This is a genomic window from Streptomyces sp. NPDC050617, assembly GCF_040654795.1.
Taxonomy (GTDB): domain Bacteria; phylum Actinomycetota; class Actinomycetes; order Streptomycetales; family Streptomycetaceae; genus Streptomyces.
In genome coordinates this window covers 288507-311523 of record NZ_JBFAIS010000001.1, presented here as the reverse complement: position 1 = coordinate 311523, position 23017 = coordinate 288507, and the positions used below count along the sequence as shown (strand labels likewise).

The window sequence follows — 23017 nt, the reverse complement described above, 5'->3', positions numbered from 1 at the left end:
GCTTACCATCCCGCTGTCGTGACCGCGACAATTTCCCCGCCCGGAGGGCCACGCCGGGCCGGAATCGGGGCCCGCGCCCCTCGCCCCGCCTATCCCCCCAACGGCCCCTTCCCGCCGCGCCCCCTTGACACCTTTGGCCCCTCGCGTCCTACTTATCTCTGCGCAACTCAATTGACAACGTTGTCACATGCGTTGAGAGGCACAAGATGCGACAGAGACGACGATGGCGGGCGGTCAGCAGACCGGCCGCCCTGCTGGCGGCGGCCGCGCTCGTGGCGACGGCACAGGGCGTAGCGGTGGCGTTTCCCGGCCAACCGCAGAAAAGCGGCGCCGAGTTCCACTCCTCATTCGAGACGAAGGACCCGCAGCCCGACTGGCGCAATACCGTCGAGACCGGTCCGGACGGAAAGAAGAAGGCGTCCGGGGTGGACGGCGGCTACTCCTCCGGCATACCCGGCAGCGTGACCGAGAAGGTCACCGCCGTACGCGCCAGCGGCGAGAACAGCGCGTCCGGTGAGGTCAAGGAGAATCTGCTGGACGGCGAGACCACCAGCAAATGGCTCACCTTCGAGAAGACCTCCTGGTTGGAATTCGACCTGTCCGAGCCGGTCAAGGTCGTACGGTACGCGCTCACGTCCGCGAATGACGCGGCCGGCCGGGACCCGAGGGACTGGACGCTCAAGGGCTCCGACGACGGCAGGAACTGGACCGCGCTGGACGCCCGCAAGGACGAGACCTTCGAAAAGCGGCAGCAGACCCGCGAGTTCGGGTTCACGAATTCCACCGCCTACCGGCACTACCGGCTCGATATCACGCGCAACGGCGGCGACGACATCACCCAGCTCGCCGAGTTCCAGATCTCGAACGGCGACGACGCCCCGCCGCCGCCCCAGGACATGCGCACGTACGTGGACCGGGGCCCCACCGGCTCCCCCACCGCCAAGGCCAATGTCGGCTTCAGCGGCACGCACGCGCTGCGCTACGCGGGCACGCACAAGGCGACGGGGCGCGCGTACTCGTACAACAAGGTCTTCGCCGTGCACACCAAGGTCACACCGCGGACGGAGCTGTCGTACAAGATCTTCCCGTCGATGCCGGAGTACGACGCCAACTACCCGGCGACGCATGTGGCGTTGGACCTCGCCTTCACCGACGGCACGTATCTCAGCGATCTGAACGCCGTCGACCAGCACGGCGCCCGGCTGACCCCGCAGGGCCAGGCGGCCTCCAAGACGCTGTACGCGAACCAGTGGAACAACAAGGAGTCGCGGATCGGCGCGGTGGCGGCGGGCAAGACGGTCGCCCGCGTGCTGCTCGCGTACGACTCCCCCAGCGGCCCGGCGAAGTTCCGCGGCTGGGTGGACGACATCTCGATCGCGCCCGCGCCGCCGGAGAAGCGGCCCGCGCATCTCGCGGACTACGCGCTGACGACCCGCGGCACGAATTCGAGCGGCAGCTTCTCGCGCGGCAACAACTTCCCGGCGACCGCCGTTCCCAATGGCTTCAACTTCTGGACGCCGGTGACCAACGCGGGCTCCACCGACTGGCTCTACCAGTACGCGGCCGCGAACAACGCCGACAACCTCCCCACGATCCAGGCGTTCAGCGCGAGCCATGAGCCGAGCCCCTGGATGGGCGACCGGCAGACGTTCCAGGTCATGCCGTCCGCGGCGGCCGGCGTCCCGGACGCGAAGCGGACCGCCCGCGCGCTCCCCTTCCACCACGAGCGCGAGACGGCGAATCCGCACTACTACGGCGTCACCTTCGACAACGGGCTCAAGGCCGAGATCGCGCCCAGCGACCACGCCGCGATGATGCGCTTCACCTTCCCCGGCGACGACGCGAGCGTCATCCTCGACAACGTCAAGAACGAGGGCGGGCTCTCCCTCGACCCCGAGCACGGCGTGATCACCGGCTACTCGGACGTCAAGAGCGGCCTGTCCACGGGCGCCGGTCGGCTCTTCGTGTACGGCGTCTTCGACGCGCCGGTGACCGGCAGCGGAAAGCTGAAGGGCGGCGGGGGCGACGACGTCACCGGCTATATGCGTTTCAAGCCCGGCAAGGACCGCACCGTCACGCTGCGCATCGCCACCTCGCTGATCGGCGTGGACCAGGCAAAGGCCAACCTCCAGCAGGAGATCCCGGCCTCGGCCTCCTTCGCCTCGGTCACCGGAAAGGCCCGCGCCGCATGGGACTCCATCCTCGGCCGCATCGAGGTCGAGGGCGCCTCCCGCGACCAGCTCACGACGCTCTACTCCAACCTCTACCGGCTGTACCTCTATCCCAACTCCGCCTCGGAGAACACCGGTTCGGCTCACCGGCCCCGGTACCAGTACGCCAGCGCCTTCTCGAAGCCGACGGGCGAGAACACCCCGACGCACACCGGCGCCAAGATCGTGAACGGCCAGGTGTACGTCAACAACGGCTTCTGGGACACCTACCGCACCACCTGGCCCGCGTACTCCCTGCTGACCCCGAAGCGCGCGGGGAACATGGTCGACGGCTTCGTACAGCAGTACAAGGACGGCGGCTGGATCTCCCGCTGGTCCTCGCCCGGCTACGCCGATCTGATGACCGGCACCAGTTCGGACGTGGCCTTCGCCGACGCCTACCAGAAGGGCGTGCGCTTCGACGCGGAGGCGGCGTACGAGGCCGCGCTCAAGAACGCGACGGTCGCGCCGCCGAACCGGGGAGTCGGCCGCAAGGGCATGGACACCTCCGTCTTCCTCGGTTATACGAGCACCAAGACCGGCGAGGGCATGTCCTGGGCGCTGGAGGGCTACCTCAACGACTTCGGGATCGCGAAGATGGGCCAGGCGCTCTACGCCAAGACCCACAAGGCCCGCTACAAGGAAGAGTCGGCGTACTTCCTCAGCCGCGCGCAGAACTACGTCAAGCTCTTCGACCCGAAGATCGGTTTCTTCCAGGGCAGGGACGCGGACGGCGGCCGGCGGCTCTCCCCCGACGCGTACGACCCGCGCGTCTGGGGTCACGACTACACCGAGACCAACGGCTGGAACTTCGCCTTCACCGCGCCGCAGGACACCAAGGGCCTGGCGAACCTCTACGGCGGCCGGGACGGGCTGGCGAAGAAGCTCGACACGTTCTTCTCGACGCCGGAGACCGCCTCCCCGGACTTCGCGGGCTCCTACAACGGCATCATCCACGAGATGACCGAGGCCCGTGACGTCCGCATGGGCATGTACGGGCACAGCAACCAGCCCTCGCACCACATCGCCTACATGTACGACGCGGCCGGCCAGCCGTGGAAGACGCAGGCCAAGGTGCGCGAGGCGACCTCCCGGCTCTACCTCGGCAGCGAGATCGGCCAGGGCTATCCGGGCGACGAGGACAACGGCGAGATGTCGGCCTGGTACGTCTTCAGCGCCCTCGGCTTCTATCCGCTGGTGATGGGCAGCCCCGAGTACGCGGTGGGGTCCCCGCTCTTCACCAAGGCCACCGTCCACCTGGAGAACGGCCGCGACCTCGTCGTGAAGGCCCCGCGCAACAGCGCCCGGAATGTGTACGTCCAGGGGCTGAAGGTCGACGGCAAGCGCTGGAACTCCACCGCGCTCCCCCACTCGCTGCTCGCGCGCGGCGGGACGCTGGAGTTCGCGATGGGCGACAAGCCGTCGTCCTGGGGCAGCGGAAAGAACGCCGGGCCCACGTCCATCACCAAGGGCGACAAGCCGCCGACGCCGATGGAGGACGCGACCACCCCGAAGACGGAGGTCGTGCTCACCGGCGGCGGCGACGGCTCGCGCCTGGTCGACAACACCTCCGCCACGGACGCCGCGTTCACGGCGGCCGAGGTGAAGCCGGGGCGCGCGACGCGGGCGGTGCAGTACACGCTGACCTCCGCTGCGCACGACGCGGCGCCGTCCGGCTGGGTGCTCCAGGGCTCCAACGACGGAAAGCGATGGCGGCAGTTGGACCGGCGGGCGCATGAGTCGTTCCCGTGGGACCGGCAGACCCGCACGTTCACGGTCCGGTCCCCCGGCTCGTACACGCATTACCGGCTCGTACCGACGGCGAAGACGACGCTCGCCCAGATCGAGCTGCTGAAGTAGCCGAAACAGCCGGCGGGCGTTGCGGCGGGCACGAATTCGTGCCCGCCGCAACGCCCCTTCCTTTTACGGCTCCGGGTTCGGGTACAGATCCTTGCTGTCCTGGATCATCCGCTCGTAGGCAAGCTGATACGTCTCATTCTTCTCATTCTTCAGGGCGAATTGCAGCAGGGCCGTCGACCAGTCGTCGAAGAGCGAGAAGGTGCGATCCACTACCAGTTTCGCCTGCTCGCGCTGCGAGGTGTCGAGGAGTGGGAGTTCGGTCGCCTCGACTTCCGGGGACTTGATGCTGTGGGACGCCTCGGCGAGGTAGTGGCGCGTGCCGAAGAACTCGCATTCCTGACCGTTCCGCAAGGTGATTCCCTGGCAGTGCTCGAATATCGTCACCGAAACGGCTTCGATGGATTCGACCATCGCGAACACGGCATAGGTCGGAGCGTTGGCGGCCATCTCGGCCAGTCCGAGGCAGAGCCGCCGGGAGTGCTGGAAGTCCGCTCCCCACAGCACCCGCGACGCGTCGGACAGCGGCATGGGGCCGTCCGCCCCCAGCTTGGCGAGGTCGGTGAGCATCCACTGCCAGTGGAAGTCCTCTTCGTAGGTGTGGTCATTGAGCAGGACCTGCAACGGGTCGAGTTCGCCGTCCTCGACGGTCTTGCGGAAGACATATTTGTTCAGGTCGGAATAGCCCATGATGAACGGTATGACGCTCGGGGCCCAGGCCAGTCGCCTATCCCCCGGAAGCGTTTCATCGGCCAGGAGCTTGATGAAGAAATCGTGGTCCTCGTACCGCTTGCGCTGTTCTTCGATGTAGCGGATGACTTCCCGCACGTTCGTCTCCGGAGTTCGCAAGAGCGCCGGGAGACCGGATGAGGACCGGCCCGCCGGCACGGTGCGACTTTGTCGTACCTGTAGATAACGACGGGAGTTGCGGGCGGCAGGTTCCCGTGTTCTCCGGCCGGTCGCCGCCAAATGCCGGGGACATCCAGGGATATGTCCGCTTGAGGGCGGCTCCGACCCCGCCGCGCGCCGCGTCAGTCGACGGGTTGGCGCTCGGGTGGAACGTAATCCTGGAGTCTGACGCGGATGTAGCCCGGCGGTCGGATGCCGCGATACGGCGCCGCCACTAGCTTTTTCGCCGTAGGCAACGCTGTACATCCGCAACACCACAGGAGAACCCCTCTGATGGCATTCTCTGGCCCCCGCCGCAGCACCGGCCGCCACGCACGCCGAGCAGCCGTACTGGCCTCGGCGTCGGCGGCGCTCCTGGCCGGCGTCGTCTCCACCGCCCCGTCGGCAGCGGCCATTTCGCACGGTACGGACGCCCCCGCCGGCGCGGCTCCCTGGATGGCGACACTGGCGTTCCCCCACGACACACCGCTCACCGAGCGCGGCTACTGCGGGGGGACGCTCATCGCCCCGGACCGGGTGCTGACCGCCGGGCACTGCGTGATGGACAAGTCCCCCGCGGACTTCGACGTCTACCTCGGCGCCGATCAACTCTCCAAGCCCCATGGGGAAGCGCACCACGCGCGGGGCTGGTTCCAGCACCCGGGCTGGCAGAAGATCACCACCGATGACGGCATGTTCGCGGCCCATGACATGGCCGTGGTCGTACTCGACCACCCCGTGAAGGATGTGCGCCCCGCGCGGATCGCGACCGCCGACGAGGTCGCCGCCAAGGTGGCGGGCGGAAGCGCCGGGACGCTCTACGGCCACGGCGCCACGGAGCACACCGACCCGAAGAAAGGCGGCCTGACCGACCGGCTGCGGCAGGGCACGATGAAGCTGCTCCCGCCGCAGCGGTGCGCCCAGGACATCCCGCAGAACTCCGTGGACAAGGCCGACTTCTGCACCACCGGCGTCCCGGCCGACAGCCACGCGAAGGCCCCGAGCGTCTGCCCGGGCGACTCCGGCGGCCCCCTCATGGTGTCCACTCCGGCCGGCCGCGAGGTCGCCGGCGTCCTCAGCGCGCAGAGCGGCGACGGCTGCGACGGCAGCGTGCACCAGGGCCAGTTCATGAACCCCGGCCCCTGGCGGCGGCAGGCCCTGCGCCCGAACCCCGAACTCGCCCCGACCGGCACGCTGCGCGTCCACGGGACCCCGGCCGCCGGCAAGCGGCTGAACGCCGCGGTCGACGCGCTCACCCCGAAGTCCGCCGCCGTGCACTACGTCTGGTACGAGGAGAAGTCCGACGACGACGGCTTCAAGTACAACGTCCCCATCGACGGGGCCACTTCTTCGGGCCTCACCGTGTCCAAGGACCTCGCGGGCAAGCGGCTGCTGTGCATCGCGACGCTGAAGTCCCCGGCGGGCGAGGTGCGCCTCCAGCAGTCGGTGCGTCCCGCCGAGTCCTGACAAATCGATTGACATGTAAAGGAGTTGTGCAAAGATCCAGGAGTTATCGTGACACGTCTCATCACATGGGGGCGTGTCGCGCTTCATCTCACGACTTCTGGAGACATGGATGCCTACTTCTTACGGACGTGCATACGGGCGTACGCGCGGGCGTACGCTGGGTCGCATCGCCGCCGGGGCCCTGGCCGCCGTCCTCGTCGGCACCACCGCCGGCACCGCGATGGCCAAGGACGCGGCCCCGACGCCGCTTGAGGACACGGTGCGCAAGGCCGCGAAGCACAGACCCGCCTCGCACGGGGCCCTCAAGTCGCTCAAGGGGGCTCCCGGCAGCGCTCCGATCTTCCCGGTCTCCGCGGTCAACGACTCGGGCGAGCTGTACTTCTACTGGCCGGACGGACGCGGCGGCCTGGAGACCCGCGACTACGTCACCGACGGCTGGGGGGAGTTCAACGCGGCGTCCACGGTCGACAACGACAAGGACGATTTCGCGGACGCCCTGTACGCCCGTACGAACAGCGGCTCGCTGATCTTCTCGACCGCGGGGAACGCGCGCGATATCTCGGGCGGCTGGGACAAGTACGACCTGGTGTTCTCGCCCGGCGACCTCGGCGGCGCGAAGGAGTCGGACGTCCTCGCGCGCGACAAGGACGGCGTGCTGTGGCTCTTCCTCGCCTACCCCGACGGCTCCTTCACGGGCGTCGCGCACCGGGTCGGCCCCGGCTGGGGCCAGTACACCGCGATCGCGGGCCAGGGCGACCTGACGGGCGACGGCAAGACCGACATCGTCGCCCGTGACCGCGACGGCGTCCTGTGGCTCTACAAGGGCACCGGCGACTACAACAAGCCGTTCGCCGCGCGCACGAAGGTCGGCCCCGGCTGGAACCAGTTCAACGCCCTGTTCTCCACCGGCGACGTGGACCTCGACGGCCGCAGCGACCTGATCGCCCGTGACAAGTCCGGCGCCCTGTGGCTCTACAAGGGCACGGGCAAGGCGTCGGCGCCGTTCCAGTCCCGAGTCAAGATCGGCAACTCCGGCTGGAACCAGTTCAAGCTGCTGTTCTGACGGGCGGGTGACCGCGTACGGGCGGGTGTCCGCGTACGGGCCGGTGTCCGCGTGCGCCCGTACGCGGACACCGGCGCCGCGGAGACCCCCCGGAGAGGTCATTCACCGGGGCGGGGCCCCGTCGGGGCGGTAGCTGGCTTTGATGTGGACGCGTTCACCCTGCGGGCCGAAAATACTGAGGAATTCCACGGAGTGCTCGTCGGCATTGCCGAACCAATGCGGGAGATGGGTGTCGAATTCGGCGACTTCGCCCTCGCCGAGGACGAAGTCCTTGTCGCCGAGTACGACGCGCAGACGGCCGCGCAGGACGTACAGCCAGTGGTAGCCCTCGTGTGAACGGGGCTCCGCCGCACGGCCGTCGGCCAGGCCGGCGGGCAGGATGTGTTTGAACGCCTGCAACCCGCCGGGGGTGCGGTTCAGCGGGACGACGGTCATGCCGTTGTGGGTGAACGGCTGCGGATACACCCGCGGATCGAGGTCGGCCGGCGCGCCGATCAGCTCCTCGATCGGCAGCTGATAGGCGCGAGCCAGCGGCAGCAGAAGCTCCAGGCCGGGTTTGCGCTGCCCGGATTCCAGCCGGGACAGCGTGCTGATGGCGATGCCGGTGGTCTCCGACAGGGCGGTCAAAGTGACACCGCGACGACGGCGCAACTCACGCAACCGCGGCCCGACCGCGTCCAGCACCGCACCGAAGTCATCGCTCATAGGCCCACCCTGCCCGCCCTTTGCACTTCCCGCAAAGAGGTTTGCCCGACTGCCGGGGCGGACGCGCCTTGGAGACGGGAAGCGGCCACGACGGACCTCGGGCGCACCCGAAGGCCGGTGAACCGTGCGCTGGATACTCCTTCCAGAAGCTGCGCGCGGTGTCGAACAGGCCGCCTGCCCAGGAGGGCGGTGTCGCGCAGCGGAGCGAGCAGCAGCTCGGTCTGGACGCGGATGCGGGAGGTGGCGCCCGCGAGGGCACCCCGTGTTCCGGAACGAGCGGTGACGAGCGGTATGCCGACTGCGTGTCGAGCCGTGCGCGTTGCCCTGAAGAAGACGCGTAACTCCCCGTTCACCGGCATTTATGATCTTGGGCATGGAGCGAATACCGGAAATGGTGCTACGGGGGCGGGGCGTCGTCTTCCGGTTGGAGGGGTACGCGGTGCGGGTGATGCGCGGTCGCATCACCTGGACGGTGCCGCTGGCGGCGATCGACCGCGTCGACTACGCGGGAGGACGCGTCCTGCTGAAACTGTCCCCCGACGCCGGCGGCGCCGAGGACAGCGCCGCTCTCACGCTCACCACCCGCAACACCACCGCCGCCGACGCTTTCGTCCAGCAGCTGCGTACCGCCCTGAGACGCCGGCCGGCCTCGCCCCAGGCACCGGCCCAGGTAGTGAGGGAGGTGACCGGGCGTCGCCTCCCACGTCTGCCGCCCATTTCCGCGGGCGGAAAGATCGCTCTGGGCATCGTGCCGTATCTCGCCTTCTTCTCCGTGGCCGTGGACAAGGGCGCCGAAGCGGGTATCGAAGGCCCGGTCGCCTTCATCATGCTCTACTGCCCTGTGGGCTGGCTGATGCTGCACGCGGGCTGGACCGAGGTGATGCGCGACGCGTTGATTCTGCGACGACGAGGCATCACCGTCCCCGGCCGTATCCGGGACTACGACTGGCACCACATCTCGGAGGGCCGGGGGGAATGGCGCCCCGTCTACGAGTTCCGGACGCTGGAAGGCCGGAACCTCGTCGTCACCCAGCCGGTCGGCCGCGAGCACAAGGGCGAAAGGGGCCCGGTGGACGTGACCTACGATCCGCTGTCACCGACTCGCGTCAGAAGCCTCCGCGACAAACGCCTCGCCATACGCGGCATCGCGCTGACATTCTTCGGCGTGCTCTCGGTCGTCTTGATGCTCATTCCGTTGTGGCTGTTCATCTCCGCGCTGCTGACGGGGTGGTGAACAACGAACCCAGCAGACCCACGGCCGGGGGAACACCACGCGTCAACCGCCGCGCCGGGTATGCCCGATGCGCCAGGTCTGCTGTTCAACAGAGTGCGCTTGCCGCCCGAATCCGCGCCCCAAAAGGCGCTTTTGTCGGGTGGCAACCGCTCCCTACCTACCGGTAGCCAGTAGCGGAGCCGCCCCGCGGGACGTATCCAGTCAGGGCATTCGTCGCCCACGGTCCTCCCTCCTGGCCGAAAGCCGACCCGAATAGACCGCCTGCCGCGCGGCGGGAAGCAAGCGCGCCACCTCGACCGGATGTGTCGGGCATCACTCTGTTCGCATGAACCGGGAGCCCGGGTCACCACGACGAAGAGGTGTGATGGGAGAGCCGCGCGATGCGGATACCGAGGCGGGCCTCGTGGCGGCCGTCGCCGAAGGGGACCGCGACGCCTTCGGACTGCTCTACCGTCACTACGCTCCTTGGCTGGCCGCTCGGTTGCGCCACCGCTGCGCGGACGCCTCTCTGATCGACGACATCGTCCAGGAGACGTTTCTCAGCCTGTGGCGCACCTGTGCTGCCGGCCGGCAGCAGCAGGTCGCGGACATGGCGGGTTGGTTATGGCGCATCGCCTCCCGGCGACTCGCGGACCAGGTTCGCGCGGGTGGCGCCCGTTCGCGGCTGCGTCAGGCGCTGCAACGGCTGCGCGCCTCCGACGAGCCGTCGGCCGAGGAGCAGGCGCTCGCCGGCGGCCGGCACGGCGATCTGGCCGATGCGTTGGCCCGGCTGCCCGTGGAGCTCCGGCACGTCGTACAGGCGACGGTCGTCGACGGCCTGACCGTACGGCAGACCGCGGCCCTCCTCGGAGTCCCGTCCGGCACGGTGAAGACGCGCGCCATGCGCGCCCGCAGATTACTGAAGCAGGAACTCGAAGGGGCCGCGCTCACAGCCCGGCCGGAGAGGAGGCGAGGGTGACGCGGCGGAGATCGACGCAGGAGAGCACCGACCACCACGCGCCCGACGCGCTGCTGCGCGGCTACGCGCGCGGAGAGACGGCGCCGCACGCCCTGCGGGCCGTCGAGTCGCACCTCGACGGCTGTGCGCTCTGCCGCTCGCGGCTGTCGGACCACACCGACCCGCACCTCCTGGACCAGGGCTGGGAGCGCCTCGACGTGGCGATCGACGCACCCGTACCCGGCACAGGAGAGCGGCTGTTGCTCCGGTTCGGGGTGCCGGAGCACGTGGCGCGGCTGTTCGCGGCGACTCCGGCGCTGCGCGCGTCCTGGGTCGGCGCCGCCGCCCTGACGTTGCTGCTCGCCGCGCTCATCGCGCGCCTCGCCGAGCCGGCCGGGACCCCGGTGCTCTTCCTCGGTCTCGCACCGCTGCTGCCCGTGGCCGGAGTGTCCGTCTCCTACGGCCGACGCTGGGATCCCGCACACGAGATGGGCCTGGTGACGCCCATGCGGGCCTTCCGGCTCGTACTGCTGCGCACCGCGGCGGTCCTCGGCACCTGCATCACCCTGACGGGCGCCGCCGGCCTGGCCCTGCCCGGGTTCGGCCTCGCCGCCTTGGGATGGCTGCTGCCCGGCTGCGCGCTCACCGCCATGACTCTCGCCCTGGCGGCGCGTATGGACTCCACGACGGCGGCCGGCGCGACCGGGGCCGGCTGGCTCGCCGTCCTGCTCGCCACCCACGCATCGCACGCGGTCTTCAGCGCCACGGGGCAGACCGCCTCGGCCGCGGTGCTCGCCGTGGCCTCGGTGTGCGTGCTGCTCTCCCGTACCGCCTTCGACCGGCCCGCCTACCGACAGGGGAATCTCCGATGACCGATCGCACCGTCGAGGTGCGGGAGTTGGGCGTACGCTTCCGGCGCTCCGTGGCGCTCGACTCCGTGTCCTTCTCGCTGCGGACCGGCGTCACCGGCCTGCTCGGGCCCAACGGGGCAGGAAAAACAACCCTGTTACGGGCACTGGCCACCGCGCTCGTCCCCGACACCGGGGAGATCCGAGTGCTCGGCAGGGACCCCCGCGCGCCCGGCCAACGGACGGAGATCAGGCGGCGCCTCGGATTCCTTCCACAGGACCCCGGCTTCCATCCGAACTTCACCGCCTTCGAGTTCGTGGACTATGTCGCCATCCTCAAGGAGATGACCCACCGCGGCCGCCGGCACGACGAGGTGCGCCGGGTGCTCGACGCCGTGGGCCTGAGTGCGCACCGCGGAAAGCGGATACGGATGCTGTCGGGCGGCATGAAGCAGCGCGTCGCGCTGGCCGCGGCCCTCGCGGGCGAGCCCGAACTGCTCATCCTCGACGAACCGACCGTGGGACTCGACCCCGAACAGCGGCTGCGTTTCCGTGAGTTGATCGCCGATATCGGTGAGGGGCGGACCGTCCTGCTCTCCACCCATCAGACCGAGGACGTCGCCGCCCTGTGCCGACGCGTCGTCGTACTCGACCACGGCGTCGTCAAGTTCGACGGTGATCCGGTCGGCCTGAGCGCGGTCGCCGAGGGCCGGGTGTGGAGCAGCGCCGAGCGCGACCCGGGGGCATTCGCCGGATGGCGTACGGGCAAGGGGACGTTCCACAACATCGGCAGCCCGCCGCCGGGCGCCTCGCTCGTGGACCCGGCCCTGGAGGACGGCTATCTGCTGCTCCTCCACGACACCGGGCGGCGGACCGGACAGGGGAGCTCGGCGTGAGCGGCACGACGGCCGAGGCCCCGGTGCGCGCCGAAGACCATGCCCCCTCCGCCACGGCGGGCGCCGCCACACGCGCCCTCACCCGCGCCGAAGCCGTCCGGCTGCTGCGGCACCCCGCCGTACTCGCCGCGTTCGCGCTGTATCTCGCGCAGTGGGCGTACGGCGCGTACTCCGGCGACGACCGCTATCCGGTGCTGCACGACGAGGACCGCTACACCCAGGTGCCGCTCCTGCTGATCGCGGCGGGAACCCTGCTCGCGGCCAACCTCGCCGCGCTCCGCTCGTACCGGCACGGCGCCGACGCGATGTTCGACCTCCTGGTGCTCCCGCCCTGGCGTCGCACCTGGGCCCTGTTGCTCGCCCTGCTGCCGGTGACCGCGCTGTCGGCGGTCCTGGCCGGCGCCCGCATCGGCTACGTGGCCGCTCAGGACGCGGCGATCGGCGGCCCTTCCATGGCGGAGCTCGCCACCGGCCCCCTCGTGGTGCTCCTGACCGGCGCGATCGGCGTCTTCGCGGCCCGCGTCGTCCGGTCCGTGGCGGCCGCGCCGCTCACCCTGGCCGCGCTCGGGATCGTGACCGTGGCGGGCGCGTTACAGCCGAAGTCGAATGCGCGCTGGTGGGGACTGGTCGGCATCGAGGACGAGAACGTACCGCCGCTGCCCACCGCGCTCACCCACCGGCCCGTGAGCTGGCATCTCCTCTACCTGGCCGCCCTGCTGACCCTGGTGGCCGCGGCGGCCGTGCTCCGCGCGGGCGGCCCCTCCACCGCGTTCAGGGCGACAGCCGGTGTCGCCCTTCTCGCGCTGATCGGCACAGGTGTCGCGCAGCAGCGCGGCCTGCCGGACGACGTCCGCCAGGCCCGTACGATCGCCGACAACGCCCCGTCGTCGCAACAGGTGTGCGTCGAGCGCGACGCCGTCGCCTACTGCGCCTTCCCCGAGTTCGAGGACCGGTACCGGCAGTGGGCGGAGGTGACGGGAGGAGTGCTGCACCGGGTGCCGCCATCCGAGCGGGAGCAGCGGTATACCGTACGCCAGCACGTCTTCCTGAGCACGGTCGACAGCGGCGTCGTACCCCCATTACCGGTGACACGTTGGGCCGCCGACGACCGGGCGGCCGGAACGCCGCGCGCCGTGCCCGTCGGCACCGACTGGGGCACGCACAGCGAGCTCGCGGGCGACCACACGCTCGGCTTCGCCGGGAGCTTCGCGTACCGCGCGGTGACCGGCGAGTCCCTCGCCGACGCCCGCGGCCAAGCGATCTGCCGTGCTCGCGGCGCGATCACTCTATGGCTCGCCGTCCAGGCGACCGACGGGACCCGGGAGGCATACGAATCGCTGTCCGGCCGCACCTTCGGCGGGCTCTCGCTCACCGCCTTCGACGCCGCCACCGGCTTCAGCGTCAACGTGCGGGAACAGGAGCTTGTACGGACCCTCCTGACGCGGCCCGGTGCCGACATCGGCGCCAAGGTGCAACGGTCGTGGACGCGACTCACCGCTCCGGACACCACGACCGACGAGGCTGCGGCCCTCCTGGGCGTCCCCGCCCCGCCGGCCGCACGCGAAGGTGAGGAGGGCCGGTGCCTGTGAACGCTTCCACAGGTGCGGTGCTGCGCACTCTCCTCGGCCCCGACCTGCGGGCCGCCCGCACCCTTCCGCTGCTCGGCGCGGGCGTGGCGGGAACAGCGACTACGAGCTGCCCCGCGCTGTTCTCCGCACCCGTCCAACCGGTCACGGCCGCCGTGCTGTTGCGGACCGCGACCGTACTCACCGCCGTCGGCCTCGCCTGCCTCCTCGACGACCCCGCCGCCCGGACGACCGTAGCGGTACCTGTTTCACGAGGGCTGCGAAGCGGGCTGCGGATAGCCGTGGGTCTGCCGGCCTTCGGCCTCTTCTGGGGCGCTTCGGCGAACCTCGCCCGGCTGGGGGTGGCGACCGAGGCACGGCAGTCGTTCCCCCTCGGCGGTCTCGCGCTGGAAGCCCTGACGCTCGCCGTCGGCACACTGGCCCTCGCCCTCTTCGGCGTACGGCACTCGGCACCGGGAACGGGCAGCCTGCTGGCCGCGCCCGCGGTGCCGCTCTTCGTCGTGGCGGCGCTGTTCCTCCCCGAGGGCCTGAAGCTGTTCCCAACACCGAGCGATCCGAACTGGCCCGATGCCGGCCTGCGGTGGTCGCTGCTGCTGGTCATCACCGTGATCGGCTGCGCGGCCCAGTTACGCGACCCGTCAACGACATAGCAGGCGGGCCGGGGTCACCACCCGCACGGGGCACCCCGGCCCGCCCCGCGTCACGCCGCCTCGACCCGCTCGAATGCCGGGTTCGCCGGGGGCGCGAACCACACGATGCGTGCCGTTACGCCGGGTTCTCGGCCGAACCAGTAGACCGCCCGCTCGGGCGAGTTGAGCCTGTACTGCGTGCGGCCTCCAGCGCTGACCACGTGGACGCGCCCGTCCTCGTAGGCCAGCCCCCAGGCGACGACCACCCCGTCCGGGTCCTCCGTGTCCGTATCCCACTCCTGGACTACGGCGAAGAAGCGGGGTGCGTCGGATAGTGCGAGTTCGCACAGTTCCTGGTCGAACGTCACGGGGATGAGCGCGGGCCTCTGTGGGGGTGTTTTGGCCATGGAAGTCTCCCGTCAGGAGGGGGATTTGGACCAGGGCGCAGTTGTGCACGCACGGCACGGCCGCGCCAGCCGAAGTGGCTCGGGTCACACCGTAGCGTGAAACTTGAGATGAATATCGAGATTTGCCGCGATGAGTCTCAACACCCTCCATTAGGGTGACGCCAACACATCTCGCCCGAGGCAGAGAGGGACCGCCATGGCCCCGACCAACCGTCCACCGACCGTGCGACAGCGGCGCTTGGGCGCGGAGTTGCGCAGACTCCGCGAGCGAGTCGACCTGTCAGCCACCCAGGCGGGCGCGCTCGCAGGTGCCAACCAGTCGCGGATCAGCACCATGGAATCGGGCCGCTATGCGGTGAGTGCGAACCGAGTCCGGGAACTGGCCGCTCTGTACAACTGCGCGGACGACGAATACGTCGCGGCATTGACGGAGTTGACTGGACGGCAGTACCGAGGCTGGTGGGAGCAAGAGCGGGAAGTCCTCCCTGCCGGGCTCCTCGACCTGGCCGAACTCGAACACCACGCCACACATGTGCGCATCGCGACCATGGTTCACATGCCCGGACTGCTCCAGACCAGGGACCACGCGCGTGTGCTCTTCGACTCGACGGTCCCGCAACTTCCGCCCCACGCCGTGGAACACCGGCTCTCGTTCCGGATCAGGCGGCAGGGCATTCTCGACGGGGACAATCCGACCCCATTGACGGCGATCGTCCACGAGGCGGCTCTGCATATGGGGTTCGGTGGTCCGGATGTAACTCGGGGACAGCTTCAGCACCTCATCGAGATGGGCGAGCGCGAGAACATCACGGTCGTGGTGATCCCGTTCGGCGTCGGCGCACTCCACGGTTCTGGCCAACCCATCGACTACTTCGGCGGATCAGTACCGCAACTCGACACCGTTCAGCTCGACACCGACCACGGCAACGAACTACTCGACGCGCAAGCCCACCTCGTGAAATACCGGAGTGTGCTGGACCGCCTCGAAGGCTACGCACTCAAACCAGAGGCGTCCCGCGATCTGATCCACAGCATCGCCCAGAGTCTCTGAAGGGAAGCAATAGTGCCCGCCCCTGTCTGGCAGAAGTCCTCCTACAGCCAGGAAGGATCAAACTGCCTCTACGTCGCCGCGGCAGCCCCCCACATCATCAAGCTCCGCGAAAGCGACACCCCCGACGTCATCCTCACCACCACCCCCACCAGCCTCCACGCCTTCATACGCGCCGCCAAAGCAGGGCGGTACGACACCTCCCGCTGACGCGCGACGGGCCGCGCCCCCGCTTGGGGCGCGGCCCGTCGCGTATCGGCCCGGCGGCGCCAGCCGACCGGCGTCAGCCCACCGACGGCAGTCGGAGGGTGGCGACGGCCCCGCCGTCACCGGCGTTCGAGAAGTGCAAGGTCGCGCCGATGACCTTGGCCTGGCCGGAGGCGATGGTGAGGCCGAGGCCGTGGCCGCGGCCGCGTTCGGCTGCTCCGGTGCGGAAGCGTTGCGGTCCTTCGGCGAGGAGGCTGTCGGGGAAGCCGGGGCCGTGGTCGCGGACGGCGATGGTCGTGTCCTCGACGGTGATCTCGACCGGGGCGGCGCCGTGCTGGTGGGCGTTGACGATCAGGTTGGCGAGGATGCGGTCGAGTCGGCGGGGGTCTGTTTCCACTACGACGGGCGGCGCGGCGTCGGTCGTGAGGCGGGCGTCGAGGCCGGTGCGGGCGAGCGCGTCCCGGACCAGGTCGGGGAGGACGACGGACCGCAGGTCGGCGTGGGCCGAGCCGGCGTCGAGGCGGGAGATCTCCAGCAGGTCTTCGACGAGGGTGCGCAGCACTCGTACCCGGCCTCTGACGAGATCGGTGGCCTCGCCCTCGGGGATCAGTTCGGCGGAGGTGACCAGGCCCATCAGCGGGGTGCGCAGTTCGTGGGCGACGTCGGCGGTGAAGCGCTGCTCATTGCGCAGCCGGTCCTGCAAACTGTCGGCCATCGAGTCGACGGTGGCCGAGATCTCGGTGATCTCGTCGCCTTTCCGGCGGCCCGTCCCGGTTCTGGCGGCCAGGTCGCCGGAGGAGATGCGCCGGGCCGTACGCGCCACCCGCCGCAGTCGCCGGTTGGGGAGTTCGGCGGCGAGGGCGGACAGGGGGACGATGACGGCCAGCGCGACCAGTGAGTACTTCCACATGTGCCGGTCCAGGGCGCGGCGGCTGAGCTGGTCGGGGACCATGCTGACCGTGACTGCCGCCAGGCGCCCGTCAGACAGCCGTTCACCGGCCCACATCTTCGGGTCGTAATCGTTGCTCTCGTCGTACAGGTGGCCGTGCCCGTTCTCCCGGACCGTCCGCACCAGAGCCGCCGGCATGTCCTCGGGAGCCACCAGGCGCGCCCTGCCTCGGCCCGCAAGGGCGGTGTCCAGGGCGTTGTGCGCCTTGGCCGCGCCGTCGTTCATGGACCACTCGTACGTGCTGCGGTGCACCAGCAGCCCGACCGTCAGCGCGATGCCGCAGCACGCCACGGTGACCAGGAGGGCGATCCTCCAGCGCAGCGAGCGCCAGTTGAGCAGGGACCGCCGGCCTCCCATGTCAGCTCCTCAGCTTGTAGCCGAAGCCCCGGACCGTCTCGATGCGCTCGGCGCCGATCTTCTTCCGCAGCCGCTGCACGCACAGGTCGACCACCCGACTGTCGCCGTCCCAGCCGTAGTCCCATACGTTGCGCAGCAGGGCCTGCCGGTCCAGGACGATGCCCGGGTGGGCGACGAATTCCAGCAGCAGCCGGAGTTCGGTGGGGGCCAGGGCGACCGGCTCACCGGCCAGGAACACCTCCAGGCCGGCCGTATCGACGGCCAGGTCCCCGAAGACGAGGCGGGGGCGCCCACCGGATGGATCGCTCCCGTCGGGAGGGAACGGCCCACCCGGCAGGGGGACCGTGGATCCGCCCGGCGCCGCCGTCGCGGCGCCGGGCTCCGCTGCCGCCGCGACCGGCGCGAACGTGGCGCGGCGCAGCAGGGACCGTATCCGGGCCACCAGCACGGCGGTGTCGACCGGTTTGACGACGTAGTCGTCGGCGCCCGATTCCAGGCCGGCCACGATGTCCGGGATGTCTCCGCGGGCCGACATCATCAGGATCGGGGCCGTACTGGTCTCCCTGATCCGGCGGCACAGTCCGATGCCGTCGAGCTCCGGCAGCATGATGTCCAGCAGCAGCAGGTCGTGTCCGCCTTGCCGGAACAGTTCGAGACCGGTCAGTCCGTCACCGGCGGAGGTGACGCGGTAGCCGTAGCGCTCCAGCGCCAGCGTCACCGATCTGCGGATCACCTCGTCGTCCTCGACGAGCAGGACCGCTACGGGCGCCGAGGCGCTCTCCCCGGACAGTGGGGCCGACATATTCCCCCATGGGACGTACTGGGTGCTGGGGGACCATGATGCGACGAGAAGGTCCGCCTTGCCCAATCAGCCACCGTGGCAGGGGCCTGCCCATCAGCGCCCTTGAGCCGGGGTTTGCCCCATCAGCGCCCGTGACCGCGCCGTGCCCCATCAGCACCCGTGAGCAGGGTTCGCGCCATCAGCGCCCGTGACCGCGCCGCGCCCGTTCAGCGCCCGTGGCCCGTGCGCGACGTGGCGCCAGTGAGCGTGCACCCCTTGCGCGACAAGTCCAGCTTCGACCCCGCCGTCACGCAGGACGCGATCATGTCGACCTGCTGGCCGTAGCCGCGCCCCTTCACGGAGGTCACCGTTCCGTCCGAGCCCACCTCGCAGGGGTTGTTGTCGGTGCACTTCTCGCCGGCGACGTTGTGGGTGTTGTGGATGCCCACCACCGTGGTGCCGTCGGGGGCCAGCAGCGCCGAACCGGAGGTGCCGCGCTCGGGGGCGCAGTCCTTGCCGGTGGCGTAGCGGATCGAGTGGTCCTGGTGGTAGCCGCCCTCCCGCAGGTGCGGGACCACGGCCTCGGCGGTGCAGTGGAAGCGGCGGTAGGTGTCGGCCATGGTCAGCGAGTCGCCCGCGCGTGCCGGGGAGGACGTGAGCCGGAAGACCTTCGCGCCCTCGGCCTTCAACTGCGCGTAGGTCTGGTCCAGACGGTAGAGCGCGACATCAGTGCCCGTCATCGTCGCGTACACCAGCCGTTTCATATGGGCGGTGGTCTTCGGGTAGCCCTGGCGGTCGGCGATCGGCACGTCGCCGTCGGCCGGCTGGTCCGTCAGCGCGGCTCCGGGCGCGGGCCGCTTCCCCTCCACGCAGTGGCCGTTGGTCATCAGCAGCGCGGGGTCCTGCGGCCGGGAAGCCGGGGTCTTCACCACCGAGCCCACGCAGTTCCCCAGGTCTGTCGCGCCTTCCACGTTCGGGATCTTGTCGTCGGGCGGGACATGGGCGCCGCTGATGATGCCGTTGATCCAGTCGCGGTACTTGGTGACGTCGGCGTACAGCGTGTCGTCATTCGTGGTGCCGTTGCTGACCACACCGGCCACCGCCCATTCACCGCCCTCACGGACCAGCGCGGGCGAACCGGAGTCGAAGTCCAACGCCCTGACGCGGGCGTCGGCGCTGCCGACGCACATCTCTCCGACGGGCACGTGATTCGGGCACTTCGTCAGCGGCTGCACCTCGGTGTCGGCCTCGTGCAGCCGCTTCGGGAAACACCCCGGGTCGTCGTCATCCTGGCAGGTCATGCCCCACCCCATGATGCGGACAGGGGCGTGGTCCGCCGGCCTGGCCGAGGCGATCCGCACGGGCTTGGCCCGCACCGGGGTGCGCAGGTGCATCAGCGCCACGTCCCTGCCATAGATCCTGCCCTTGTCCTGGAAGGTCGACAGCCGGTAGTAGTGATCGACCTCCGCGACCTCGCCCCCGGACGCGGGATCCAGGGACCCGATCCGGACCTTCCAGCCCTTCGGGACCCCCGTTCTCGTATCGGTCGGGTTCTTGCCGGCGCAGTGGCTCGCGGTCAGCACCCACTGCGGTGCGAGAACCTCGACCCCGCAGCCGTGCCCGTCCGGGCGCGGCGACTTGGGGTAGGCAGGCTGGAACGACCCCATGAAGGAGTAGGCGTGGGTCGACTCGGTGCCGCCCATGATGGCCTGCGCCGGTGTCGCGGCCATCATGGACGCGGTCACGGCGGCCCCGGCCGTCAGGACGGCGGCCACCCTCCGACGTATCCGATTGCGCATCAGCGTCTCCCCTTTCGTCCGCCGCGGGCCATCCCCGCGGCGGTCTCGTACGGAGGAGGAACGGCGCCCGGCCGTCCCGTCCGGCCACTGATGCTGGCCCCGGCGGGCCGCCGGAAGAGCTCACCCGTGTATCAGACGGTCCGCGGCGACCGCTCAGTCGGGTAACAGCGCGTACACATCCGTATATCAGCGTCTATCCGCCCGTATATCAGCGTGTGCGCGCCGAGAACGCGGAAGGGCCGCCACCCCCCTCCCGGGGAGTGCGGCCCTTCACTTGCCGTACGGGGCGCTTACTCGCTGATCAGCGACCGCAGCACGTACTGCAGGATGCCGCCGTTGCGGTAGTAGTCCGCCTCGCCCGGCGTGTCGATACGGACCTTGGCGTCGAACTCGACGCCGCTGTCCGTGGTGACCTTGACCGTGTCGGGGATGCCGCCGTCGTTGAGGGCGGTGACGCCCGCGATGTCGAAGGTCTCCTCACCGGTCAGGCCCAGGGAGAGGGCCGAGGCGCCCTCCGGGTACTGGAGCGGGAGGACGCCCATGCCGATGAGGTTCGAGCGGTGGATGCGCTCGTAGGACTCGGCGATGACGGCCTTCACGCCCAGCAGCGCCGTGCCCTTGGCCGCCCAGTCGCGGGACGAGCCCGAGCCGTACTCCTTGCCGGCCAGGATGACCAGCGGGATGCCCTGCGCCTGGTAGTTCTGCGAGGCGTCGTAGATGTACGAGACCGGGGCGTCGGCGGCGTCGGCGGCCTGGGTGAAGTCGCGGGTGAAGCCGCCCTCCGTGCCGGGCGCGATCTGGTTGCGGAGCCGGATGTTGGCGAAGGTGCCGCGGATCATGACCTCGTGGTTGCCGCGGCGGGAGCCGTAGCTGTTGAAGTCGCGACGCTCGACGCCGTGCTCGGTGAGGTACTTGCCGGCCGGGGTGTCGGCCTTGATGGCGCCGGCCGGGGAGATGTGGTCGGTGGTGACCGAGTCGCCGAGCTTGGCGAGGACGCGGGCGCCGGAGACGTCGGAGACCGGGGAGGTCTCCATCGTCATGCCCTCGAAGTACGGGGGCTTGCGGACGTAGGTGGACTCGCTGTCCCACTCGAAGGTGTTGCCGGTCGGGATCGGCAGGGCCTGCCACTGCGCGTCGCCCGCGAAGACGTCGGCGTAGTCCTTGGTGAACATCTCCTGGCCGATGGCGGAGGCGACGACCGTCTCGACCTCGGACTCGGAGGGCCAGATGTCCTTGAGGTAGACCGGGTTGCCCTCGGTGTCGGTGCCCAGCGCCTCGGTGGTGATGTCCACCTTCATGGAGCCGGCGATGGCGTACGCGACGACCAGCGGCGGGGACGCCAGGTAGTTCATCTTGACGTCGGGGTTGATCCGGCCCTCGAAGTTGCGGTTGCCGGAGAGCACCGAGACGACGGCGAGGTCGTTGTCGTTGACGGCCTTGGAGACCTCGTCGGGCAGCGGGCCCGAGTTGCCGATGCAGGTGGTGCAGCCGTAGCCGACGAGGTTGAAGCCCAGCTTGTCGAGGTACGGGGTGAGGCCGGCGCGGTCGTAGTAGTCCATGACGACCTTGGACCCGGGGGCCAGGGTGGTCTTGACCCACGGCTTGCGGGTGAGGCCCTTCTCCACCGCCTTCTTGGCCAGCAGCGCGGCGCCGACCATGACGTACGGGTTGGAGGTGTTGGTGCAGGAGGTGATCGCGGCGACGGCGACGGCGCCGTGGTCGATCTCGTACGTCTGGCCGTCGGGGCCGGTGACCGTGGTCGGCTTGCTCGGCACGCCGTTCCGGACGGCGGGGGCGTCGGAGGCCGGGAAGGACTCCTTGCCCGCCTCCTCGTCGTCCGCGACGTAGTTGCGGACGTCGGTGGCGAACTGCTCCTTGGCGTTGGCCAGGATGATGCGGTCCTGCGGGCGCTTGGGGCCGGCGATGGACGGCACGACGGTGGCGAGGTCGAGCTCCAGGTACTCGGAGAACTCCAGCTCGCGGCTGGGGTCGTGCCAGAGGCCCTGCTCCTTGGCGTACGCCTCGACCAGCGCGAGCTGCTGCTCGTCGCGGCCGGTGAGCTTCAGGTACTTGATGGTCTCGCCGTCGATCGGGAACATCGCGGCGGTGGAGCCGAACTCCGGCGACATGTTGCCGATGGTGGCGCGGTTGGCCAGCGGCACGGCGCCGACGCCCTCGCCGTAGAACTCGACGAACTTGCCGACGACGCCGTGCTTGCGCAGCATCTCGGTGATCGTGAGGACCAGGTCGGTGGCGGTGGTGCCGGTGGGCAGCTCGCCGGTCAGCTTGAAGCCGACGACGCGCGGGATGAGCATGGAGACCGGCTGGCCGAGCATCGCGGCCTCGGCCTCGATGCCGCCGACGCCCCAGCCGAGCACGCCGAGGCCGTTGACCATGGTGGTGTGCGAGTCGGTGCCGACGAGGGTGTCGGGGTACGCCTGGCCGCCGCGGACCATGACCGTACGGGCCAGGTGCTCGATGTTGACCTGGTGGACGATGCCGGTGCCGGGCGGTACGACCTTGAACTCGTCGAACGCGGTCTGGCCCCAGCGCAGGAACTGGTAGCGCTCCTTGTTGCGGCCGTACTCCAGCTCCACGTTCTGCGTGAACGCCTCGGGGGTGCCGAAGCGGTCGGCGATCACGGAGTGGTCGATGACCAGCTCGGCCGGGGCGAGCGGGTTGATGCGCGCCGGGTCGCCGCCCAGCTCCTTGACGGCCTCACGCATGGTGGCGAGGTCGACGACGCAGGGCACGCCGGTGAAGTCCTGCATGATCACACGAGCCGGCGTGAACTGGATCTCCTGGCTGGGCTGGGCATTCGCGTCCCAGTTGCCCAGCGCCCGGATGTGGTCGGCGGTGATGTTCGCGCCGTCCTCGGTGCGGAGGAGGTTCTCCAGCAGCACTTTCAGGCTGTAGGGAAGGCGCGCGGCGCCCTCGACCTTGTCCAGCTTGAAGATCTCGTACGACTCGTCGCCCACGCGCAGCGTGGTGCGGGCGTCGAAGCTGTTCGCCGACACGACAGTCTCCTTCATGCATGAATTCGCGCGTACTACCGCGATCCTGCCGTCACAGGACCTTGCCGATCCGCTAAGGTCAACCTAAGTTAGGTACGCCTTACTGGCGCGGCAGCGGTACGCCTCTCGGCAGAT

General features: G+C 69.7%; 18 protein-coding genes. 11 read left to right on the top strand and 7 right to left on the bottom strand.

Annotated features, from left to right (window positions below; all coding sequences use genetic code 11):
• The first annotated feature begins 206 nt into the window (after positions 1 to 206).
• Positions 207 to 4070, top strand: coding sequence for a GH92 family glycosyl hydrolase (locus AB0I49_RS01315; protein WP_363224648.1), 3864 nt, complete (start codon positions 207 to 209; stop codon positions 4068 to 4070).
• A 63-nt stretch (positions 4071 to 4133) separates the two neighbouring features.
• On the opposite strand, the gene AB0I49_RS01310 is transcribed toward AB0I49_RS01315, so the two are convergent.
• Positions 4134 to 4895 carry a hypothetical protein gene (locus AB0I49_RS01310; protein WP_363224647.1) on the bottom strand — a complete coding sequence of 254 codons (762 nt, stop codon included), beginning with the start codon at positions 4893 to 4895 and terminating at the stop codon, positions 4134 to 4136.
• A gap of 354 nt (positions 4896 to 5249) precedes the next feature.
• Between AB0I49_RS01310 and AB0I49_RS01305 the strand changes: the two genes are divergently transcribed.
• Together AB0I49_RS01305 and AB0I49_RS01300 are read left to right on the top strand one after the other, a co-directional pair.
• The gene (locus tag AB0I49_RS01305; RefSeq protein ID WP_363224646.1) at positions 5250 to 6422 is read left to right on the top strand and encodes a serine protease; all 1173 of its coding nucleotides are present in this window, start codon (positions 5250 to 5252) and stop codon (positions 6420 to 6422) included.
• A 109-nt stretch (positions 6423 to 6531) separates the two neighbouring features.
• Positions 6532 to 7485, top strand: coding sequence for a VCBS repeat-containing protein (locus AB0I49_RS01300; RefSeq protein WP_363224645.1), 954 nt, complete (start codon positions 6532 to 6534; stop codon positions 7483 to 7485).
• A gap of 102 nt (positions 7486 to 7587) precedes the next feature.
• On the opposite strand, the gene AB0I49_RS01295 is transcribed toward AB0I49_RS01300, so the two are convergent.
• A complete protein-coding gene (locus AB0I49_RS01295; RefSeq protein WP_363224644.1) occupies positions 7588 to 8190 on the bottom strand; it encodes an XRE family transcriptional regulator in 603 nt (200 codons plus the stop codon).
• 448 nt (positions 8191 to 8638) lie between these two features.
• Here AB0I49_RS01295 and AB0I49_RS01290 point away from each other — a divergent pair, with 448 nt between their 5' ends.
• From AB0I49_RS01290 to AB0I49_RS01265, 6 genes are all read left to right on the top strand, one after another.
• Entirely contained in the window at positions 8639 to 9424 is a 786-nt protein-coding gene (locus AB0I49_RS01290) for a DUF3592 domain-containing protein (RefSeq protein ID WP_363224643.1), read from the top strand.
• A 364-nt stretch (positions 9425 to 9788) separates the two neighbouring features.
• Positions 9789 to 10382, top strand: a complete 594-nt coding sequence (locus AB0I49_RS01285; RefSeq protein ID WP_363224642.1) for an RNA polymerase sigma factor — start codon at positions 9789 to 9791, stop codon at positions 10380 to 10382.
• Positions 10379 to 11233, top strand: a complete 855-nt coding sequence (locus tag AB0I49_RS01280) for a zf-HC2 domain-containing protein (RefSeq protein ID WP_363224641.1) — start codon at positions 10379 to 10381, stop codon at positions 11231 to 11233. The genes AB0I49_RS01285 and AB0I49_RS01280 overlap by 4 nt, the downstream gene beginning before the upstream one ends.
• Positions 11230 to 12105 (top strand): ABC transporter ATP-binding protein, encoded by an 876-nt coding sequence (locus AB0I49_RS01275; protein ID WP_363224640.1) that lies wholly within the window; start codon positions 11230 to 11232, stop codon positions 12103 to 12105. The genes AB0I49_RS01280 and AB0I49_RS01275 overlap by 4 nt, the downstream gene beginning before the upstream one ends.
• Complete coding sequence (locus tag AB0I49_RS01270) at positions 12102 to 13694, top strand: ABC transporter permease (RefSeq protein WP_363224639.1); 1593 nt, start codon at positions 12102 to 12104, stop codon at positions 13692 to 13694. The genes AB0I49_RS01275 and AB0I49_RS01270 overlap by 4 nt, the downstream gene beginning before the upstream one ends.
• The gene (locus tag AB0I49_RS01265; RefSeq protein ID WP_363224638.1) at positions 13691 to 14341 is read left to right on the top strand and encodes an ABC transporter; all 651 of its coding nucleotides are present in this window, start codon (positions 13691 to 13693) and stop codon (positions 14339 to 14341) included. The genes AB0I49_RS01270 and AB0I49_RS01265 overlap by 4 nt, the downstream gene beginning before the upstream one ends.
• Before the next feature lie 50 nt (positions 14342 to 14391).
• Here the strand turns inward: AB0I49_RS01265 and AB0I49_RS01260 are convergent, their stop codons facing one another.
• On the bottom strand, positions 14392 to 14727 hold the full coding sequence (locus AB0I49_RS01260; protein WP_363224637.1) for a hypothetical protein: 336 nt from the start codon (positions 14725 to 14727) through the stop codon (positions 14392 to 14394).
• A 196-nt stretch (positions 14728 to 14923) separates the two neighbouring features.
• Here AB0I49_RS01260 and AB0I49_RS01255 point away from each other — a divergent pair, with 196 nt between their 5' ends.
• Both AB0I49_RS01255 and AB0I49_RS01250 read left to right on the top strand, forming a co-directional pair.
• A complete protein-coding gene (locus tag AB0I49_RS01255; protein ID WP_363224636.1) occupies positions 14924 to 15778 on the top strand; it encodes a helix-turn-helix transcriptional regulator in 855 nt (284 codons plus the stop codon).
• Positions 15779 to 15790: 12 nt separating this feature from the next.
• Positions 15791 to 15985, top strand: coding sequence for a DUF397 domain-containing protein (locus AB0I49_RS01250; RefSeq protein WP_363224635.1), 195 nt, complete (start codon positions 15791 to 15793; stop codon positions 15983 to 15985).
• 73 nt (positions 15986 to 16058) lie between these two features.
• Here AB0I49_RS01250 and AB0I49_RS01245 read toward each other — a convergent pair whose 3' ends face one another.
• From AB0I49_RS01245 to acnA, 4 genes are all read right to left on the bottom strand, one after another.
• On the bottom strand, positions 16059 to 17288 hold the full coding sequence (locus AB0I49_RS01245) for a HAMP domain-containing sensor histidine kinase (protein ID WP_363224634.1): 1230 nt from the start codon (positions 17286 to 17288) through the stop codon (positions 16059 to 16061).
• Position 17289: 1 nt separating this feature from the next.
• The gene (locus AB0I49_RS01240) at positions 17290 to 18090 is read right to left on the bottom strand and encodes a response regulator transcription factor (RefSeq protein WP_363224632.1); all 801 of its coding nucleotides are present in this window, start codon (positions 18088 to 18090) and stop codon (positions 17290 to 17292) included.
• Positions 18091 to 18296: 206 nt separating this feature from the next.
• Positions 18297 to 19868 carry a trypsin-like serine protease gene (locus AB0I49_RS01235; RefSeq protein WP_363224631.1) on the bottom strand — a complete coding sequence of 524 codons (1572 nt, stop codon included), beginning with the start codon at positions 19866 to 19868 and terminating at the stop codon, positions 18297 to 18299.
• Between the two features lie 290 nt (positions 19869 to 20158).
• The gene (acnA, locus tag AB0I49_RS01230; protein ID WP_363224630.1) at positions 20159 to 22885 is read right to left on the bottom strand and encodes an aconitate hydratase AcnA; all 2727 of its coding nucleotides are present in this window, start codon (positions 22883 to 22885) and stop codon (positions 20159 to 20161) included.
• Positions 22886 to 23017: the final 132 nt, after the last annotated feature.

Coding starts and splice junctions, on each gene's coding strand:
- AB0I49_RS01315 (WP_363224648.1), top strand. CDS start 207: ATGCGACAGAGACGACGATGGCGGGCGGTCAGCAGACCGGCCGCCCTG.
- AB0I49_RS01305 (WP_363224646.1), top strand. CDS start 5,250: ATGGCATTCTCTGGCCCCCGCCGCAGCACCGGCCGCCACGCACGCCGA.
- AB0I49_RS01300 (WP_363224645.1), top strand. CDS start 6,532: ATGCCTACTTCTTACGGACGTGCATACGGGCGTACGCGCGGGCGTACG.
- AB0I49_RS01295 (WP_363224644.1), bottom strand. CDS start 8,190: ATGAGCGATGACTTCGGTGCGGTGCTGGACGCGGTCGGGCCGCGGTTG.
- AB0I49_RS01290 (WP_363224643.1), top strand. CDS start 8,639: ATGCGCGGTCGCATCACCTGGACGGTGCCGCTGGCGGCGATCGACCGC.
- AB0I49_RS01285 (WP_363224642.1), top strand. CDS start 9,789: ATGGGAGAGCCGCGCGATGCGGATACCGAGGCGGGCCTCGTGGCGGCC.
- AB0I49_RS01275 (WP_363224640.1), top strand. CDS start 11,230: ATGACCGATCGCACCGTCGAGGTGCGGGAGTTGGGCGTACGCTTCCGG.
- AB0I49_RS01260 (WP_363224637.1), bottom strand. CDS start 14,727: ATGGCCAAAACACCCCCACAGAGGCCCGCGCTCATCCCCGTGACGTTC.
- AB0I49_RS01255 (WP_363224636.1), top strand. CDS start 14,924: ATGGCCCCGACCAACCGTCCACCGACCGTGCGACAGCGGCGCTTGGGC.
- AB0I49_RS01245 (WP_363224634.1), bottom strand. CDS start 17,288: ATGGGAGGCCGGCGGTCCCTGCTCAACTGGCGCTCGCTGCGCTGGAGG.
- AB0I49_RS01240 (WP_363224632.1), bottom strand. CDS start 18,090: ATGTCGGCCCCACTGTCCGGGGAGAGCGCCTCGGCGCCCGTAGCGGTC.
- AB0I49_RS01235 (WP_363224631.1), bottom strand. CDS start 19,868: ATGCGCAATCGGATACGTCGGAGGGTGGCCGCCGTCCTGACGGCCGGG.